Origin of the sequence: Bradyrhizobium sp. RDM12 (assembly GCF_051917485.1) — a bacterium.
GTDB lineage: Bacteria > Pseudomonadota > Alphaproteobacteria > Rhizobiales > Xanthobacteraceae > Bradyrhizobium.
This window is the reverse complement of record NZ_CM133064.1, coordinates 6,580,514-6,599,984: the sequence shown is the minus strand read 5'-3', so window position 1 is coordinate 6,599,984 and position 19,471 is coordinate 6,580,514. Positions and strand designations below refer to the sequence as shown.

Below are 19,471 nucleotides of genomic sequence, written 5' to 3'. Positions count from 1 at the left end.
ATCGTCCGACTTGATCGGGCGATCCAGTACTCCGAGACGTCAATGATATCCGGAGAAGCCACGGCGTACTGGATTCCCCGCCTTCGCGGGGAATGACAGCGGTGGGCGAGTTCTAATGCTCGTGCCGATGCTCCGGCAGCGTCACCCCGAACACCTTCACCAGATCCGCCACCTGCTCCGGCGACAGATACCGCGGGTTCATTCCGCGCAGCAGCAGGTAGAGTTTCGCCGTTTCCTCCAGCTCCTCGGTCGCGAACACCGCCGCTTCCAGCGTGTCGCCGGCGACCACCGGACCGTGATTGGCGAGCAGCACGGATGAATATTTTCCGGCCAGTCCCTTGATCGCATCCGCAACCGCGGGATCGCCGGGGCGGTAATAGGGCACGAGCGCGGTGGCGCCGCATTTCATCAGATAATAGGCCGTCATCGGCGGCAGCGCGGCGCGCGGGTCGACCTCGGGCAGCATCGAGAGCGCGACCGAATGGGTGGAGTGCAGATGCACGATCGCCCGCGCGCTTCCGCGCGTATCGTAGAGCGCGGTGTGCAGCGGAACTTCCTTGGTCGGCGCATCGCCGGACGTGAGCCGGCCGTGATCGTCCAGCCGCGACAGTTTTGCGGGATCGAGGAAGCCGAGCGAGGCGTTGGTCGGCGTCACCAGCCAGCCGCCGCCATCCAGCCTGACACTGATATTGCCGGAGGAGCCCGGCGTCAGCCCGCGCTCGAACAGGGACCGTCCGAAGCGGCAGATATCCTCGCGCAGCCTTGTCTCGTTGCTCATGGCCGTCATGCTCGCTTGTCTCACGCTTTGGCAGCGCGGCCAAGCCGTGTTATTCGAGATCACGAGCCGCCGCAAAGGCGGCCGTCCGGGAAACGTTCGCAAGGGTGAGTTGCATGGCAGCCTCCACATCACAAAATCAGCGCATCGCCGTCATCGGGCTCGGCTCGATGGGGTACGGCATGGCGACATCACTGAAGCGCGCCGGCCATACGGTCACGGGCTGCGACGTTTCGGCTGACGCGGTGGCGCGTTTTGTGAAGAGGGGTGGTGCCGGCGCCACAACGCCGGCCGAGGCGGCCAAGGGCGCGGACATCGTCGTCAGCGTCGTCGTCAACGCCGCGCAGACCGAAGCGATTCTGTTCGGCAACGACGGCGTCGCCGAGACCCTGCCGAACAACAGTGTTTTCATCTCCTCTGCGACGATGGATCCCGACGTGGCGCGGCGCCTGGCAAAACAGCTGGAAGCGACCGGCCGAAATTACCTGGATGCGCCGATCTCCGGCGGCGCGCAGCGTGCCGCGCAAGGCGAATTGACGATCCTCGCCTCCGGCAGCGCCGCCGCGTTCGCAAGAGCGCGTCCGGCGCTCGATGCCATGGCCGCAAAGCTCTACGAGCTTGGCGATGCCGCTGGCCAGGGCGCGGCCTTCAAGATGATCAACCAGCTGCTGGCCGGCGTGCATATCGCTGCCGCAAGCGAAGCGATCGCGTTCGCCGCCAAACAGGGCCTCGACATCCGAAAGGTCTACGAGGTGATCACGGCGTCTGCCGGCAATTCGTGGATGTTCGAGAACCGCATGCCGCACGTGCTCGACGGCGATTACACGCCGCGTAGCGCGGTGGAGATCTTCGTCAAGGATCTCGGCATCATCCAGGACATGGCGCGCACCGCCAGATTCCCGGTGCCGGTTTCCGCCGCAGCCCTCCAGATGTTCCTGATGACCTCAGCCGCCGGCATGGGACGTGACGACGATGCGTCGGTGGCGCGAATGTATGCGCAGGTCACCGGCGTAAAACTTCCCGGCGACAAGTAGAAGAGGATTCCAATGCCCCGTTTCGCCGCCAACCTCTCGATGATGTTCACCGAGGTGCCGTTCCTCGACCGGTTCGACGCCGCCGCGCAAGCCGGCTTTACCGCCGTCGAGTTTCTCTTTCCCTATGAGCATCCGGTCGAAGCGATCGGCGAGCGGCTCAAGCGCAGCGGCCTGACACAGGCGCTGTTCAACCTGCCGCCGGGCGACTGGAATGCCGGCGAGAAAGGTTTTGCCGCACTGCCGGCGCGCTTTGCCGACCTCAAGGCGAGCCTGGAGACGGCGCTGCCTTACGCCAAGGCGACCGGCGTCAAGCGACTGCATTTGATGGCGGGCATCGCCAACCGAGGCGAACGGGTCGCAATCGAGGCTTTCTACAAGTCGGTGACGTGGGCCGCGGAATTCTTCGCGCCGCATGGCATCGACATCGTGCTCGAGCCGATCAACGCTCGCAACGTCCCAGGTTATTTCCTCAACGATTTCGGCTTCGCACGCGATTTGATCCAGGAGCTGAGGCTTCCCAATTTGAAACTTCAGTTCGACATCTATCATTGCGGGATCATCCATGGCGACGTCACCATGCGACTGCGCGAGATGATGCCGATCATCGGGCACATCCAGATCGCCAGCATTCCCTCGCGCAACGAGCCCGACGGCGAGGAGCTCAATTATCCGTTCCTGCTCGATGAGCTCGACCGGCTCGGCTATGCCGGATTCGTCGGCTGCGAATACAATCCGCGCGGCAAGACCATCGATGGGCTCGCCTGGTTCAAGCCCTATGCGGGAGTGAAACCGTGACACTTGCGTTAGGTTGCATCGCCGACGACTATACCGGCGCCTCGGATCTCGCCAACACGCTCACGCGCGCGGGCCTGCGCACGGTGCAGACCATCGGCGTCCCCGCTGACGATTTGAAGCTGCCGGAAGTCAACGCCATCGTGGTGTCGCTGAAGAGCCGCTCGATCGAGGCGGGGCTTGCGGTCTCGCGCTCGCGCGCGGCCGAGAAATGGCTGCGTGGTCGCGGCGCGAGCCACGTGCTGTTCAAGATTTGCTCGACCTTCGATTCCACCGACGCCGGCAACATCGGCCCTGTGATGGACGCGCTGCGCGCCGATTGCGGCGAGCCGGTCGTGCTGGTGACGCCGGCTTTCCCCGAGACCGGCCGCACCGTCTATCAGGGCAATCTGTTCGTCGGCGCCGTGCCGCTGAACGAGAGCCCCTTGAAGGATCATCCGCTCAACCCGATGCATGATTCCAATCTGGTGCGCGTGCTGGCGCGCCAGAGCAAGACGCAGATCGGTCTCGTCGATCTCGCGACCCTCTCGTGCGGGGCGGAGGCCGTGCACGCCCGGCTTGCCGAACTATCAGGCAAGGCTATCGGCGCCGCCATCATCGACGCCGTGTTCGACCGCGATCTCGAAACCATCGGCCTTGTCGCCGCAGAGCACCGGCTGTCGGTCGGCGCCTCCGGTATCGGCCTTGGGCTCGCGCGCGCGCTGGTGTCGACCGGCAAGGTCAAGTCGGCCACCACAGGCAGCGACCAAGGCGCCGCCGTCGGCGGACACGTGGCGTGCCTGGTCGGAAGCTGCTCGCAAGCCACCTTGCAGCAGATTGCCAGTGCCGAACGGGTCATGCCGGTGCTCCGTCTCGACCCTGACCGTATTCTTACGGGCGCGAACGAAACGCAGCGTGCGCTGGACTGGGCGAAAGAGCGATTGGCCCAGGGGCCAGTGCTGATTGCATCGAGCGCGACGCCGGCTGAGGTTGCTGCGCTCCAGGCGCGTCACGGCCGCGACGCCGCAGGACACGCCATCGAGCAGACGATGGCCGACATCGCCGAAAGCCTAGTGAAATCAGGCGTTCGGCGGTTGATCGTCGCCGGCGGCGAGACGTCGGGTGCTGTGGTCGACCGGTTGAGGATTCCCGGATTTCTCGTCGGAGTGGAGATCGCTGCGGGGTCCCGGTGCTGCACGCCGTCGGTGCTGAAAAAGGCGGCATGTTGCTTGCTCTGAAATCCGGAAATTTCGGTGGAGCGCAGTTTTTTTCGGACGCGATTGGGCTCATGCGCTGAGCGCGGGGCATTCTTATCCCCCTGTTCATCTCTTTCGGGTTCCTTACCCCGTGAGGAGTCAGCGTTCACATCTGCTCAGATGCTTTGTTGGGTGATGTCGGCACTGCTCCCTTTGGTTGATTCGTAAATTCCCGGACGCGAGATCGCGCCCAGCTAAAGAGACCCATTATGTTCGCCTCTCTCTCCATCCGCGCCAAGATCATCAGTGTCGTGGCGTTCCTGCTGGTCGCGATGACCGGCATGGGCCTGCTCGCCGTCATGAAGATGCGGACGATCAACGCCAACACGGTCGATATCACCACGAACTGGATGCCCAGCGTGCGTGTGATCGGCGATCTGCGCGCCGGCGTCATCACCTACCGCAACGTCATCCGTGAGCACATGCTGGCGGAAACGCTGGAGGAGAAGCTCGCGGCGGAGAAGACGCTCGCGACCGTGGTCGAGGCCAACACGGGATTCCGCAAAAGCTACGAGACGATGATCACCTCGCCCGAGGAGCGCGCGCTTTACAGCCAGTGGTCCAAGACCTGGGATGACTACAGGAAGGGCACCCAGGAAGTCATGGCGTTGTCGCGCAAGGAGGCAGGCAAGGTTCCGCACGAGGCGCACGAGTTGAACACCAAGACGGTCAACAAGATCGGGCTTGAGGCCGACGCCATTCTGGCCAAGGACATCGAGTTGAACACCAAGGGTGGCGATCAGGCGTCCGTCGACGCCTCCGACACCTATTACTACGCCTTCGTGCTCGTCGCGATCATCCTCGGCGCTGCCGTCATCATCGGTATTGGCGTGAGCTTCTATCTCGTCCAGGACGTCTCCAGCGGCATCAACTCGATCATCCAGCCGATGCAGGCGCTGGGCCGCGGCGATCTGAGCGCGGAAGTCCCGCATCGCGGCGAGAAGACCGAGATCGGCGCCATGGCTGACGTGCTCCAGGTATTCAAGGAAGCGCTGATCGCAAAAAAGGCAGCGGACCAGGCCGCCGCGGCCGATGCCGAAGCCAAGATCGAGCGCGGCCGCCGCGTCGACGGCATTACCCGCGACTTCGAAAGCCTGATCGGCGAGATCGTCCAGACCGTGTCGTCGGCCTCGACCCAGCTCGAATCCTCGGCCTCGACCCTGACTTCAACCGCCGATCGCTCGCAGCGGCTGGCGACCACTGTCGCCGCTGCTTCGGAAGAGGCTTCCACCAACGTCCAGTCGGTGGCTTCGGCGACGGAAGAGATGGCCTCCTCGGTCGGCGAGATCAGCCGCCAGGTGCAGGAATCGGCGCGGATGGCGGGCGACGCCGTCGGCCAGGCCCGTGCCACCACCGAGCGCGTCAGCGAGCTGTCGAAAGCCGCTTCGCGCATCGGCGACGTCGTCGAACTGATCAATACCATCGCCGGCCAGACCAACCTGCTGGCACTGAACGCGACCATCGAGGCGGCACGCGCCGGTGAGGCCGGCCGCGGCTTCGCGGTGGTCGCCTCCGAGGTGAAGGCGCTTGCCGAGCAGACCGCCAAGGCGACCGGTGAAATCGGCCAGCAGATTTCCGGCATCCAGGCGGCGACCAACGACTCGGTCGGTGCGATCAAGGAGATCTCCTCGACCATCGAGCGCCTCGCGGAAATCTCCTCGGCGATTGCGGCCGCTGTGGAAGAGCAGGGTGCTGCGACCCAGGAAATCGCCCGCAACGTCCAGCAGGCGGCCCAAGGCACCCAGCAGGTCTCGTCCAACATCACCGACGTGCAGCGCGGCGCCACCGAGACCGGCACCGCCTCCTCGCAGGTGCTATCGGCCGCGCAGATGCTGTCCAACGATAGCACTCGACTAAAAACCGAGGTCAGCAAATTCCTGACCAACGTCCGCGCGGCGTAAACCTGAAAACGATACCAGCTCTGAAAGCGGCGCCTCGGGCGCCGCTTTCTGCGGTATTGAAGGCTCCTCCCGTCTTGCGGACAGAGGCTGCATATCTGAAATGCGATTTCGCGGTGCACTAGCAAGGAATTGACCGCGCGTGAGGCGCTGCCATTGGCCATTTCGGTGATGTTCGGGTAAATCAGCCGAGGAACCCGCGGGGGCGTGTTCCTTGTCCCCCGATTTGGAATTGCCTGACGAATGATTGCTCTGGTCCGTATTGCCCTGAGCCGGCCCTACACGTTTGTCGTGCTGGCCCTTCTGCTCCTGATCATCGGGCCGCTGGCGGCGCTGCGGACGCCGACCGACATCTTCCCGGACATCCGCATCCCCGTGATCGGCGTGGTCTGGCAGTACACCGGCCTGCCGCCCGACCAGATGTCCGGCCGCATCACCACGCCGTTCCAGCGGGCGCTGACGACGACCGTCAACGACATCGAGCACATCACCGCCAATTCCTATAACGGCTTTGGCATCATCAAGATCTTCTTCCAGCCGAATGTCGACATCCGCACCGCCAATGCGCAGGTCACGGCGATCTCGCAGACGCTGCTGAAGCAGATGCCGCCGGGCGCGACGCCACCCTTGATCCTGAACTACTCCGCCTCGACCGTGCCGATCATCCAGGTCGCGCTGTCGGGCGATGGCCTGACCGAGCAGAACCTCGCCGACATCGGCATCAACCAGCTCCGCACGCCGCTTGTCACCGTGCCCGGTGCGGCAATCCCGTATCCGTTCGGCGGCAAGCAGCGCCAGGTCCAGATCGACCTCGATCCGACCGCGCTGCAGGCCCGTGGTCTGTCCGGCCAGGACGTCGCCAATGCGCTCGCGGCCCAAAACCTGATCACGCCGGTGGGCACCCAGAAGATCGGCACCTTCGAGTACAGCATCCAGCTCAACAATTCGCCGCTCAAGATCGACGAGCTCGGCAATCTGCCGATCAAGACCGTCAACGGCGCGATGGTCTATGTGCGCGACGTCGCTACCGTGCGCGACGGCAATCCGCCGCAGACCAATATCGTCCACGTCGACGGCAACCGTTCGGTGCTGATGATGGTGCTCAAGGCGGGCGCGACCTCGACGCTCGATATCATCGCCGGCATCAAGCAGAAGGTCATCGACGTCAAGGATCAGTTGCCGGATGCGCTGAAGATCGGCTTCATCGGCGACCAGTCGGTGTTCGTTCGCGGCGCGATTCAGGGCGTCGCCTTCGAAGGCGTGATTGCGGCGCTGCTCACCAGCGTGATGATCCTGCTGTTCCTCGGCAGCTGGCGCTCGACGGTCATCATCGCGGTCTCGATCCCGCTGTCCGTGCTCGGCGCGATCGTCATGCTCTCGGCGATCGGCGAGACGCTCAACATCATGACGCTCGGCGGCCTTGCGCTGGCAGTCGGCATCCTCGTCGACGACGCCACGGTGACCATCGAAAACATCAACTACCATCTCGAGCAGGGCAAGCCGGTCGAGCAGTCGATCCTCGACGGCGCCAACCAGATCGTGACGCCAGCCTTCGTCTCGCTGCTCTGCATCTGCATCGTGTTCGTGCCGATGTTCTTCCTCACCGGTGTCGCGCGGTTCCTGTTCGTGCCGATGGCCGAAGCGGTGATGTTCGCGATGATCTGGTCGTTCATCCTGTCGCGCACCCTGGTGCCGACCATGGCGAACTATCTGCTGCATGCGCACGTCCATCATGAGGGCGAGCCACCGAAGTCGCGCAATCCCTTGGTCTGGGTCCAGCGCGGATTCGAGGCGCGGTTCGAGCGTATTCGCGGCGGCTATCGCGGCCTGCTCGGCATGGCGCTGGCGCATCGCGCAGTGTTTGTGATCGGATTCCTTTGCGTGGTCGGTGCGTCCTTCGCGCTGGTGCCGTTCCTGGGGCGCAATTTCTTCCCCGCCGTCGATGCCGGCAACATCCTGATGCATGTGCGCACCCAGGTCGGCACCCGCGTCGAGGAGGCCGCCAACCAGCTCGCGGATGTGCAGAAGGCGGTGCGCAAGCTGATTCCCGGCGAGATCGAGACCATGACCGACAACATCGGCATGCCGATCTCCGGTATCAACATGACCTACAACAACACCGGCGTGATCGGTCCGCAGGACGGCGACATCCAGATCAAGCTGAAGGAAGGTCACAAGCCGACCGAAGAGCATGTGAAGGTGCTGCGCGAGCAGCTGCCACGGCTGTTCCCGGGCGTCAGCTTCGCCTTCCTGCCGGCCGACATCGTCAGTCAGATCCTGAATTTCGGCGCGCCGGCGCCGATCGACCTGCAGATCCGCGGCGCCAATCTCGACGGCAACTTCGCCTATGCCAACAAGTTGCTCGCCAGGGTCCGCCGGATTCCAGGCATTGCTGATGCACGCATCCAGCAGTCGCCGAACCTGCCGACCTTCAACATCGATGTCGATCGTACCCGCGCGCAATATGTCGGCCTGACCGAGCGCGACGTCACCAACAGTCTCGTGGTCAATCTCGCAGGCTCCTCACAGGTCGCGCCGACCTACTATCTCAACCCGGACAACGGCGTATCCTATTCGATCGTGACGCAGACGCCGCAATATCAGATCGATTCGCTCAGTGCGTTGCAGACGCTCCCGATCACCGCGGCCGGCGCCTCGCAGTCGCCGATCCTCGGCGGCATCGCCGACATCAAGCGTGCAACCTCGAGCGCGGTGGTGTCGCAGTACGACATTCAAAACCTCGTGCAGATCTTCGCCACGACCTCGGGCCGAGATCTCGGCGCGGTCGCAACCGACATCCGCCAGGCCGTCGCCGATACAGCCAAGGACGTGCCGAAGGGCTCGTCCGTGGCGTTGCTTGGCCAGGTGCAGACCATGAACAGCGCGTTCACCGGCCTTCTGTTCGGCCTGCTCGGTGCCATCGTGCTGATCTACTTCCTGATCGTCGTGAACTTCCAGTCCTGGTCCGATCCGTTCGTGATCATCACGGCGTTGCCGGCAGCCCTTGCCGGCATCGTCTGGATGCTGTTCACGACCCAGACCACGCTGTCAGTGCCGGCGCTGACAGGCGCGATCATGTGCATGGGCGTGGCCACCGCCAACAGCGTGCTCGTGATCTCCTTTGCCCGCGAGCGCTATGAGGAACTCGGCGACCCAATCGCGGCCGCGCTGGAAGCCGGCTTCGTCCGATTCCGGCCGGTGCTGATGACCGCGCTCGCCATGATCATCGGCATGGCGCCGATGGCGCTGGGGCTGGGCGAGGGCGGCGAGCAGAACGCGCCGCTCGGCCGCGCCGTGATCGGCGGCCTGATCTTTGCAACTTTCGCCACGCTGATATTTGTTCCCGTGGTGTTCAGTATGGTACACAAGAAACAAGGCGCCAAGGCCGCCGCCCCATTGGAGACTCCGCATGTCGCCCACTGAACCCCGCTCGCCGGTGTCGCGCCGGAAACTGGGCATTTTCAGCGTGGTGGCGCTGATTGCGGCTGGCCTCGTGGTCGGCACCGGCATCCGCGCCCGCGAGGAGCAGGGCTCCAAGCTGAAGGAATGGACCGACGACCAGGCCGTTCCCAGCGTTGCGGTGACCCTGCCCAACGCCAAATCGCTCACTTCCACCATCGACCTGCCGGGCCGCCTCGAGGCCTATTATCGCGCTCCGATTTTCGCGCGCGTCTCCGGCTATCTCAAAAGCTGGAGCGCTGACATCGGCGCCCGCGTCAAGGCCGGCCAGGTGATCGCCGAGATCGAGGCGCCCGACCTCGACCAGCAGCTCCTGCAGGCCCGCGCCGACCTCGCCAGCCAGCAGGCCAGCGCCAAGCTCTCGGAAGCAACCCTGAACCGGCGCAAGACGCTGGTCGCCTCCAACTTCGTCTCGGCGCAGGAGATCGACGAGCGCACCGCCGATCTCTCCAACAAGAACGCCGCGGTCCATTCCGCCCAGGCCAATGTCGAGCGGCTCGAGGCGCTCGCCGGCTACAAGAAGATCACCGTGCCGTTCGACGGCGTGGTCACGGCGCGCGACACCGACGTCGGCGCGCTGATCAATGCCGGCGGCGGCTCGGGCCCGGCGATGTTCGTGGTCTCCGATATCACCAAGCTGCGCGTCTATGTCAACGTTCCCCAGAACTACGTGCCGGCGATCAAGATCGGCGCCAAGGCCTCCATCGTGATGCCGGAATATCCGAACCGGACCTTCCAGGCGACCGTGGAAGCCTCTTCCCAGGCCGTCGACGTTGCCTCGGGCACCACCCGGATGCAGCTTGGGCTCGACAATTCCAACGGCGAGCTGATGCCCGGCGGCTACGCCAGCGTGAAGCTCAATCTGCAGCGCGACACCGCACCGCTCAGCATTCCCGCCAGCGCTCTGATCTTCAACGGCAGTGGACTGCGTGTTGCGACCGTCGGTGCGGACGAGAAGGTGCAGTTCAAGACGGTGACCATCGCCCGCGACCTCGGCAAGGAAATCGAACTCGCCTCAGGCATCGCGCCGGACGACCGCGTCATTACTGCCCCGCCGGACGGACTTTCCGACGGCGACCAGGTGCGTGTCGTCGGCGCCGGTGGCAAGCCGGCAACTGCCTCGGAGAAGCAGGCGCCGAAGGGCTAGCTAAGGCGGTCTCGTGCCCCGGACGCAGCGCAGCACGAAGTGGTGCGCTGCTGAGCCGGGGCCCATCTCTCCTCAAAGTACCGTGTTGCTTGCTGGGTCCCGGCGCAGCGGAGCGGCATTGCATGCCGCACCGCGTCCGGGACACGAGAGCTAGCCCGCATTTCTCACACGACCGATTGCTCAGCGACGGAGGATAGGAGGATTTGGCAAGGCAACGGGGAGCCGTGGCGCTGAAGGCGCAGCCGGCGATTTGGTTTTGAATGTCTCCGTTGGGCCTGTTGGTGATGCCGCCGATTGAGCGCGTCGCAGCGTCGCGTGTCAGGCCGGCGAGGCGCGAGCCTTGGCGGCTTCGGCCAGGCGACGAGCCGCGTGTCCCCACGGCTGAGCGGCTGGGCAGGCCGAGGCCATGGCGATCCTGATGCGGCGGACGCTGATGCGCACCAGTGCGCCGATCTTGAGGAGCTTGAGGCGGATGGTGCCGCAGGTGGCGTCCGCAAAGGTGGTTTCGGCAAGGCCGATGCGCCGCAGGGCACAGATCAGCACATAGGCCATCGAGGCGAACCACAGCCGCAGCTGGTTGGCGCGCATGGTGGCGGCCGAGGTGCGGTCGGCGTAGAGATCGAGCTGGCACTCCTTGATGCGGTTCTCCATGTCGCCGCGGGCGCAGTAGATGTCCTCATAGAGCTGCCGCACGCCCGCCGCGCTGCGCTTGAGCGAGGTGACGACGAAGCGCGGATTGGCCTCGCCTTGCGTCCACTCCGCCTTGGCGACGACGCGGCGCTCCTGGCTCCAGGTGTCGCGCGTACGCCATTGGAAGTCCTTGAAGCGGCGTGCCGGTTGGCCGGTCGTCTCGGCTGTGGCTCTCGCCGCGGCGAGCTCCTCCTCGATCATGGCGACCAGGCGCGTGTTGCGGGCGAGCCCGAACAGATAATCCACGCGGTTTTGCTCACACCACGCCATCAGCGCCTCGCGCGCAAAGCCACTGTCGGCGCGCAGCACGATGCGCACGAACGGCCAGCGGGCGCGGATTTGCCGGACAATCCGCGCGATCTCCGCGACACTGCCTGCGCTGGCATCGATGTCGGCGCGCCGCAGCTTGGCCGCCAGCAGATGCCGGCCGCAGAACACGTACAGCGGCAGATAGCAGTAGCAGTCGTAATAGCCGTGGAAGAAGCGCCCCTCCTGATGCCCGTGCAGAGGATCGTCGGTGGCGTCGAGATCGAGGATGATCTGCGGCGGCGGTCGCTTGTGCGCCTCCAGGAACAGCGTCACCGGCAACGCCTCGATCGCCGCCGCGTCGTAGGCGATCTTGTGATAGCGCGAAGGTTCCTCCCGGCCCAGTTCCAGCCGGTTCAGCGTCGACTTGCCGGCCACCGGTGCGCAGTCCTCGCGCCTGGCAACAAGCTTGCCCGCCAGCACCGCCATCAGCGGGTCGTGCCGCAACTCGTCGTGATCGTTGATGTCTTCGTAGCCAAGTGCGATGCCAAAGACCCGCTGTCCGACCAACGTTCCGACTGCGTGCTCGATCAAGTCCACCCGGCGATGATCGCGAAAGCAATCGGCAAAGCGCCCCACCAGATCAATCGCCCGATCAGACGCGCCCAGCAGCAGCGCGCCCGCATCCGACGTCACCAGGCCACCATCAAAAGCCGCTTCCACGATGCGGCCTTCCACCTCTCAAAATCAAACCGTTCTGCGCTACACTGTGCCGGCATCGGGGCATTCCTTGAATCACCGCGAAGTCCTTCTCGCAAAAGAACTTTCGCTGATTCGCGCCCCGATGCGCCTCAACACTGTGAGAAATGCGGGCTAGCTACGCCACGCACCACTCCGGCACGTCATCGGCAGCCATGGTGATCTCGCCAATTGAGCCGACGGGCGTCTTGTCCACGTTCAACAGATGCCCCAGCGTCGCACTATCGCTCGCTGTAACTCGCGCCAGAGTGCGCCGATCATCCGCCGTGCGCAGCATCACCACGCCGTGCTCGGCATCGCCGCCACGGCCGTAGAGCACCGTAAAGCTCTCGACCTTCCCCTTGCCTGAAGCCTCCGTGACGAACTCCGGCACCGCGCGCTTGTTGCGGTCGGCCTCGCTTTGCACGCTGGTTTCCTGCGCCAGCGCTTCGTGTGGCGGCGTCTTCGACACCACCAGAGCGTGATGCTTGGTAACGAAGCCGCCCTGGCCATAGAGCAGGCCGAGCTTGTGGCCGCCGCGCAGGCGCCGCACCATCGCGCACGCTGCATGCGTCATGTAGGTGTTGAGCGGCGCGCCGAAGAAGGTGAGCCCGCCGTTCACCGTGGGCTGCACGTCCGCGCCCAGGCCCAACGTCCGCCGCGCCATTTTCGGCACACAAGGGAAGCAGCTGTAGAGCTCGATCGCATCGAACTTTTTGGCGTCGCCGCCGGCGATGTCCATCACGGCCTTCAGCACCGCGTTCTGCGGATGGCTCTCGTAAAACTGGTCGCGCACGAGATAGTCGCGCGGCTCCTCTGCCGAGGCGCCGCCGAGCGGGTAGACCAGCTTATCCTCAGCAATGCCAGCCGCGCGCGCCTTGGCAAGGTTGGTGAGCAGGAGTGCGGCGCCCATGTTGACGCTTGGGTTGGCGACCATGAGCTTGTTGTAGGGCCATGCGATGAGCCGGTTGTCCGTGGCCGGCGTCGTGATCTCCTCCGGCGCATAGCGCCGCTTCAGCCAGGAGTTGGGATTTTGCGCGGCGACCGCCGAGTAGCGCGACCACAGCGTGCCCGATTCCGCCATCGCCTCGCGCGGTGTCTGGCCCCAATGCGCGGACGATGCCGCTTCATAGAACGGATAGACAGTGACGGGGCGGAACACGCCGAGCTTGACGGCCAGCGGCTTCTGGAACGCAGCGCCGCGCTTCGGCTCTGCGACATCGTGCGCGAACGGCGTCCATGGCAGCTTGACGTCCGCGCGCTCTGCCTTGGTTGCCGTCGATTGCGCTTCCGCGCCGCAGACCGCGGCGACGGTACATTCGCCGCGCGCGATGCGTTTGGCTGTCTCATGAATGAAGCGGATCGGGCTCTCGCCGCCGACCGGCCCGTAATAGCAATGCGCCGGGGAGACGCCGAGCCGTTGCGCAAGCAGCTTCTCCGGATCGCGATAGCGCCAGCTCAGGAAGTTGACGACGTCGAGCGATTGCATCTCACCGAGCAGCTTCGCGCCGGCGTCAGCTTCCGCGCGTCGGAGCGCCTGTTCGAGCAGATCGAGCGGCTCGAGGCCCTCGGCGATCTCCTTGGGGCGGTCGACGATCTCGCCGATGCCGACGATGACGGGGATGCGGTCAGGGGAAAAACTCGTCATTGTTCTTGCTTCTTCACTCTCTCAGATATCTCCGACCTCATCCTGAGGAGCCTGCGAAGCAGGCGTCTCGAAGGATGGGCCGCGGCTCTCATGGTTCGAGACGGCGCTTGCGCGCCTCCTCACCATGAGGGTCGGCACACCATCACTCCGCCACCAGCGCATTCATGTGCTCGACGGCTTCGGCAAAATCTTCCTTGAACTCCTGCACCACGGCGCCGGCCGATTTCACGCTATCGATCAGGCCGACGCCCTGGCCGACAAAATAGCTGACCAAATCGCGCGCCCTGGCGTTGCCGGCGGCCGCGGCGCGATCAATGGAGTCGAAGGCGTCACGGCTGATGATGCTTTGCAGCGGCATCGGCAGCGCGCCGGGACTTTCGGGCGCGCGGTCCCAGGCATCGGTCCACACCGAACGGAGCTGTCGCGCCGGTTTTCCGGTGCGGCCCTTCGAGCGGATTGCATCACGGGACGATGCCGCGATCATTTTCTCGCGAAAGATCTCGGAGGTCTCGGATTCGACGGTGGCAAGCCACACCGAACCAGTCCATGCGCCGGCGGCGCCCATCGCCATGCAGGCCGCCATCTGCCCGCCCGTCATGATGCCGCCGGCTGCCAGCACCGGCACGTCGCGGATCGGCTTGATCGCCTTGATCACCTCCGGCACCAGCACCATGGTGGAAACCTCACCGCAATGGCCGCCGGCTTCGGTACCCTGCACCACGAGGATGTCGACGCCGGCCGCGACCTGGCGCAACGCGTGCTCCTTGGCGCCGACGAGGGCCGCAACCGGCACGTTGTGCTTCTTGCCCATCTCCATCATCGCTTTCGGCGGCACGCCCAGCGCGTTCGCGATCAGCCGGATCGGATGATTGAAGGAGACTTTCAGCAGCTCCAGCGCGGTCTCGGCATCGAACGGCTGCGGCTGGTCGTCGGCCACATCAGTCGTCGTCAGCTCGATGTCGTGTTTCTTCAGGAGATCGCGCGTGTATTTGCGGTGCTCCCGCGGCACGCGCGCTTCCAGGCTCTTCCAGGTGACGTCCTTCTCGCCCGCGGTCGAGATGTTTTCGGGGATCAGCACGTCGATGCCGTAGGGCTTGCCGTCGACGTGGTCGTCGATCCATTTCAGCTCGCGTTCGAGCGTATCCGGCGTGTGCACGGTGGCACCTAATACGCCAAAGCCGCCGGCGCGGCTGACGGCAGCAACGACATCGCGGCAATGGCTGAAGGCGAGCAGCGGAAACTCGATGCCCAGCATGTCGCAAATCGGTGATTTCATGGTCCTCTCCCGGCGGCGTTCACGTTGCTAGTCCATCGTGTTGCGCAATGCCAATCCGGATTTGGCAACGCATCTTGCGTGCACACGCCGTGTTGCGTGCCAGGCCGCACGCGGGGGCTCAGCTCGGCGGGGCGGCTTCTATTCCAGGCCTACTTCGGCAAGGTCATGCTGCATGACCCGGACGTGAGCTCCGCGTCTCGTGCAGACCGGGCAGGCCTTGCCATTGGCCGTCAGCGGGCTAATTAATGCAGGCGCATCTTTTCGCCGGAGCCCCCGCATGACCGATATCGCCTACGTGCCGCCAAAAGTCTGGACCTGGAACAAGGAGAACGGCGGTCAGTTCGCCAGCATCAATCGGCCGATTGCCGGGCCCACCCACGACAAGGAGCTGCCGGTCGGCAAGCATCCCTTCCAGCTCTATTCGCTGGCGACGCCGAACGGGGTCAAGGTGACGGTGATGCTGGAGGAGCTTCTGGCGCTCGGCCACAAGGGTGCCGAATACGATGCATGGCTGATCAAAATAGGCAGTGGCGACCAGTTCGGCAGCGGCTTCGTCGATATCAATCCGAACTCGAAGATCCCGGCGCTGATGGACCGCTCCGGCCCTGAGCCGATCAGGATATTCGAATCCGGCTCGATCCTGTTCTATCTCGCCGAGAAGTTCGGCGCCTTCCTGCCGAAGGACATCAAGGCCCGCACCGAAGCCATGTCCTGGCTGTTCTGGCAGATGGGCAGCGCGCCCTATCTTGGCGGCGGCTTCGGCCACTTCTACGCCTACGCACCGTTCAAGATCGAATACGCGATTGATCGTTTCGCGATGGAGGTCAAGCGGCAGCTCGACGTGCTCGACCGGCGCCTTGCCGATAACGAATATCTCGCGGGCAAGGACTACACCATCGCCGATATGGCGGTGTGGCCCTGGTACGGCGCGCTGGCCAAGGGGCTGGTCTACGGCGCCGGCGAGTTCCTGTCGGTGCAGGACTACAAGAACGTGCAGCGCTGGACCGACCAGATCGCAAAGCGCCCGGCCGTGAAGCGCGGCCGCATGGTCAACCGCGTCTCCGGCGATCCCGCCAGCCAGCTGCACGAACGCCACGACGCGTCTGATTTCGAGACCAAGACCCAGGACAAGATCGGCGAAGTGGCTGCTGCGTCGTAGCCGCATCTGTGATCTCGTAGGGTGGCAAGCGAAGCGTGCCCACCATCTTCTTGCGAAGCCGCGATGATGGGCACGGCGCGCGAAGAGCGCGCCTTTGCCCACCCTACGATTGCAGCGCCAGGCGAAGGCTCATGCCATGCTCAGTTCGTGGCGACCCACCACCATCCAGTGCACCTCGTCCGGACCATCCGCGAAGCGCAGGTGGCGCACGTCTTGGTACATCTCGGCCAGCGGCGTCCAGTGCGAGATGCCGGTGGCGCCGTGCATCTGGATCGACTGGTCGATGATCTTGCAGGCGCGCTCCGGCACCATGGCCTTGACCATGGAGACCCAGACGCGGGCCTCCTTGTTGCCGAGCACGTCCATGGCCTTCGCTGCCTTCAGCACCATCAGCCGCATCGCTTCGATCTCGCAGCGCGCCTGTGCGATGATCTGCATGTTGCCGCCGAGATGTGCGATCTTCTTGCCGAAGGCTTCGCGGGTGAGGCCACGCTGCACCATCAGGTCGAGCGCCTTCTCGGCCTTGCCGATGGTGCGCATGCAGTGATGGATGCGGCCCGGCCCGAGCCGGAGCTGCGAGATCTCGAAGCCGCGGCCTTCGCCGAGCAGCATGTTCTCCTTGGGCACGCGCACATTGTTGAAGCGCATATGCATGTGGCCGCGCGGCGCGTGGTCCTGCCCGAACACATACATGGGCCCGAGCACCTCGACGCCGGGCGTGTCGCGCGGCACCAGGATCTGCGACTGTTGCTTGCTCGGCGCCGCGTCCGGATTGGTCTTCACCATCACGATGAGGATCTTGCAGCGGGGATCGCCGACGCCGGAGATGTAATACTTCTCGCCGTTGATGACCCATTCGTCGCCGACGAGCTTTGCGGTGGTGGAGATGTTCTTGGCGTCGGAGGAAGCGACGTTCGGCTCGGTCATGACATAGGCCGAACGGATCTCGCCGTTCATCAGCGGCTTCAGCCACTTCTCCTTCTGCTCCTTGGTGCCGACGCGCTCCAGCACCTCCATATTGCCGGTATCGGGCGCCGAGCAGTTCATGGTCTCCGACGCGAGCGGGCTCTTGCCGAGCTCGGACGCGATATAGGCGTAGTCGAGATTCTTGAGGCCCTGGCCGGTCTCGTCATCGGGCAGGAAGAAGTTCCAGAGGCCTTCTTTCTTGGCCTTGTTCTTGGCGACCTCGAGCACCTCGAGCTGCTTCGGTGTAAAACTCCAGCGATCCTGTTTGCCTTCGCCAGCCTTGGCGAATTCGATCGACATCGGCTCGACGGTCTCGCGAATGAATTTCCTGACGTGATCGTAGAGCGGCCGGACCTGGTCCGACATCCGGAGGTCGTTGAGCTCGTCGCCGGGATTGAGCGTGTAGTTGGTGGTGCGGGGTATGTAGGCGTGCTTTGTCATTGTTCCTCCCGGGGTCACTGAGATCGCGTTCGGCCGGAGAATAGTCGCAGCACGGCCAAAGGGCGAGCACGTATTTTCTCACGCAAGCCATGCCATGCGATGGAATTTCGCAAGCGCGTTTGAAATGTTGTTTGAATGGAGCTCCGCTGTCATCGCCCAATTCAATCGGGCGATCCGTGACGTCGGTGATTCAGGAGGAGCCGCGGCATACTGGATGCGCCGGTCAGAGCGCAGAGACTGGGCAAGAATTGTATTGCGCGCTGATTATGTGGCTATGGCGAAGGTCAGGCGCACTTTGCCTTGGGAGAGCGGCATGCTGGCTTGTAGGCGGTTGACGATGGCCGAGACGGCTTTGAGCAGCAAGAACGCCCAATATGGATGGCGGTTGGCCAGATAAGCCATGAAACTGTCGCTGCCGAGGATGTTCAGCACGCGGGAGAAGTTGTAGCAGAGTGCCATCAGGCTCCATTCGCCGCGCACCTTGTCGAAGCCGCGAACGAGGAAGTGGCGATAGCCCGCCCGGCATTTCAGGGTACCGAAGGGATGTTCGGCGAGTTCTGCCCGGCGTCGCATCTGGGCGTCGGCGTCCTGCATCCGCGCACGATGCCGCTCGAGCACCGCCTCATGCTCCCAGCGGTAAACGGTGCGCGTCGGCGTCTTGGCAGAGAGGCAGCGTGAGCGTAGCGCGCAGGCGTCGCAGTCGGATTTGCGGCTGACATACCGGATCTCGATCCGTTTGCCGTTGGTCTTGCGGCCGTCCGTCGGGCTCAGGAGCCTGCCGGCGGGACAGCGATAGACATTGGCTTCGGTGTCATAGGCGAACTCTTCATGGCTGATGCGATCTTGCGCTTCGAGCCGCGCGGTCCGCCTGGCTTGCGGAACGTAGGCCACGATCCCGTTCTCCTCGCAGTCCTTCAGCGTGTGGCCGTTGTAATAACCGGTATCGGCCAGCGCCGTGAGCGTCTCGACGCCAAGCTCCTCCTTCGCGGCTTTGGCTATATCGTAAAGCTGGCCGGTGTCGTTGCCGTCGTTGACGACCTCGCTCGCCACGATCAGCTTGTGCTTGTCGTCGACGGCGATCTGAACGTTGTAGCCCGCCACCACCTGGCCGTTCTTTGCCAGCAAGCGGGCATCCGCATCGGTTCGCGACAACTGCGTCTGACCACTCTCTTCCAGCCGCGCCAAATCCGCCTTCAGGGCTGTGCGCTTGGCCATCAAGGTCGCCACCTTCTGCGCGACGTCCCCGCCGCCTTCGCCCCCGCCACCATCTGGCCCCGCCGGCGGACGTTCCGCCTCCACGCTGTCGTTGGCCTCCAGCGCGGCACCATAGGCTTCAATCTCCTGTTCGATCTCCGCCAGCCGCTTGGCAAGTCGGCGTTGCGTCTTGATGCTCGCCTTGCTGGCGTTGCCATCAAAAAACGCCCCGTCGATCGCCACCACCTCACCACCCAGAAGGTCGAGTTCACGCATCAGCAGCACGAACTCCCGGTTCGCCGCCTTGAGCGCCTTCCAGTTGTCCCGGCGGAAATTGGCAATGGTACGATAGCCGGGCGCCAGGTGCTTCATCAGCCAGATCAGTTCGAGGTTGCGCCCGGCCTCGCGTTCAAGAGCGCGCGAGGAGCGGATTCTGTTGATGTAGCCATAAAGATAGAGCTTCAGCAGGTCGGCGGGATCGTAAGCAGGTTGTCCTGCCCCGCCGCCTGACCCAGCATGGCCGAAGCCAAGCCGTTTAAGGTCCAGCGCTGCGACAAAAGCATCGATGGCGCGAACAGGGTTGTCGCCAGCCACGTAATCTTCCACTCTCGGCGGAAGAAAGCTCGCCTGATCCCGGCTTACCCCGGTCTTGAACATACGATTCGTCATACCGAATCGTACACTCCTCTGCACAAACGGCTAGATTCTTGCCCAGTCTCGCAGCGAAATCCGGGTCTTGCTTACTTTTGGCGGTCCCGGATTGCGCTGCGCTC

11 protein-coding genes and 2 pseudogenes are annotated in these 19,471 nt (G+C 64.1%); 7 read left to right on the top strand and 6 right to left on the bottom strand.

Annotated features, from left to right (window positions below):
• Nucleotides 1–112: 112 nt before the first annotated feature.
• Complete coding sequence (otnC, locus tag ACTGJ9_RS32255) at nt 113–787, bottom strand: 3-oxo-tetronate 4-phosphate decarboxylase (protein WP_456674339.1); 675 nt, start codon at nt 785–787, stop codon at nt 113–115.
• Nucleotides 788–891: 104 nt separating this feature from the next.
• Here otnC and ltnD point away from each other — a divergent pair, with 104 nt between their 5' ends.
• The 6 genes and pseudogenes from ltnD (at nt 892) to ACTGJ9_RS32225 (ending at nt 10,340) form a co-directional block, all read left to right on the top strand.
• Nucleotides 892–1,809 carry an L-threonate dehydrogenase gene (gene ltnD, locus ACTGJ9_RS32250; RefSeq protein ID WP_456674338.1) on the top strand — a complete coding sequence of 306 codons (918 nt, stop codon included), beginning with the start codon at nt 892–894 and terminating at the stop codon, nt 1,807–1,809.
• 12 nt (nt 1,810–1,821) lie between these two features.
• On the top strand, nt 1,822–2,604 hold the full coding sequence (otnI, locus tag ACTGJ9_RS32245; RefSeq protein ID WP_456674337.1) for a 2-oxo-tetronate isomerase: 783 nt from the start codon (nt 1,822–1,824) through the stop codon (nt 2,602–2,604).
• Nucleotides 2,601–3,877 (top strand): annotated as a pseudogene (otnK, locus tag ACTGJ9_RS32240) (3-oxo-tetronate kinase). Before otnI ends, otnK begins: the two are co-directional and overlap by 4 nt.
• A 168-nt stretch (nt 3,878–4,045) precedes the next feature.
• The gene (locus tag ACTGJ9_RS32235; RefSeq protein WP_456674336.1) at nt 4,046–5,737 is read left to right on the top strand and encodes a methyl-accepting chemotaxis protein; all 1,692 of its coding nucleotides are present in this window, start codon (nt 4,046–4,048) and stop codon (nt 5,735–5,737) included.
• A gap of 240 nt (nt 5,738–5,977) precedes the next feature.
• A complete protein-coding gene (locus ACTGJ9_RS32230; protein ID WP_456674335.1) occupies nt 5,978–9,157 on the top strand; it encodes an efflux RND transporter permease subunit in 3,180 nt (1,059 codons plus the stop codon).
• Nucleotides 9,144–10,340: an efflux RND transporter periplasmic adaptor subunit gene (locus ACTGJ9_RS32225; protein ID WP_456674334.1), complete on the top strand. Its 1,197-nt coding sequence runs from the start codon at nt 9,144–9,146 to the stop codon at nt 10,338–10,340. The genes ACTGJ9_RS32230 and ACTGJ9_RS32225 overlap by 14 nt, the downstream gene beginning before the upstream one ends.
• Nucleotides 10,341–10,658: 318 nt before the next feature.
• Here the strand turns inward: ACTGJ9_RS32225 and ACTGJ9_RS32220 are convergent.
• The 3 genes and pseudogenes from ACTGJ9_RS32220 to ACTGJ9_RS32210 all read right to left on the bottom strand — a co-directional run bounded on the left by ACTGJ9_RS32220 (nt 10,659) and on the right by ACTGJ9_RS32210 (nt 14,938).
• A pseudogene (locus tag ACTGJ9_RS32220) lies at nt 10,659–12,055 on the bottom strand (IS1380 family transposase).
• 98 nt (nt 12,056–12,153) lie between these two features.
• Nucleotides 12,154–13,662 (bottom strand): acetyl-CoA acetyltransferase, encoded by a 1,509-nt coding sequence (locus ACTGJ9_RS32215; protein WP_456674333.1) that lies wholly within the window; start codon nt 13,660–13,662, stop codon nt 12,154–12,156.
• A 142-nt stretch (nt 13,663–13,804) separates the two neighbouring features.
• Nucleotides 13,805–14,938, bottom strand: a complete 1,134-nt coding sequence (locus ACTGJ9_RS32210) for a nitronate monooxygenase (RefSeq protein WP_456674332.1) — start codon at nt 14,936–14,938, stop codon at nt 13,805–13,807.
• 277 nt (nt 14,939–15,215) lie between these two features.
• Here ACTGJ9_RS32210 and yghU point away from each other — a divergent pair, with 277 nt between their 5' ends.
• Nucleotides 15,216–16,097, top strand: coding sequence for a glutathione-dependent disulfide-bond oxidoreductase (yghU, locus tag ACTGJ9_RS32205; RefSeq protein ID WP_456674331.1), 882 nt, complete (start codon nt 15,216–15,218; stop codon nt 16,095–16,097).
• Nucleotides 16,098–16,226: 129 nt separating this feature from the next.
• Here yghU and ACTGJ9_RS32200 read toward each other — a convergent pair whose 3' ends face one another.
• Nucleotides 16,227–17,504, bottom strand: a complete 1,278-nt coding sequence (locus tag ACTGJ9_RS32200; RefSeq protein WP_008138641.1) for an acyl-CoA dehydrogenase family protein — start codon at nt 17,502–17,504, stop codon at nt 16,227–16,229.
• Between the two features lie 264 nt (nt 17,505–17,768).
• Nucleotides 17,769–19,367, bottom strand: coding sequence for an IS1182 family transposase (locus tag ACTGJ9_RS32195; protein ID WP_456673270.1), 1,599 nt, complete (start codon nt 19,365–19,367; stop codon nt 17,769–17,771).
• Nucleotides 19,368–19,471 lie beyond the last annotated feature (104 nt).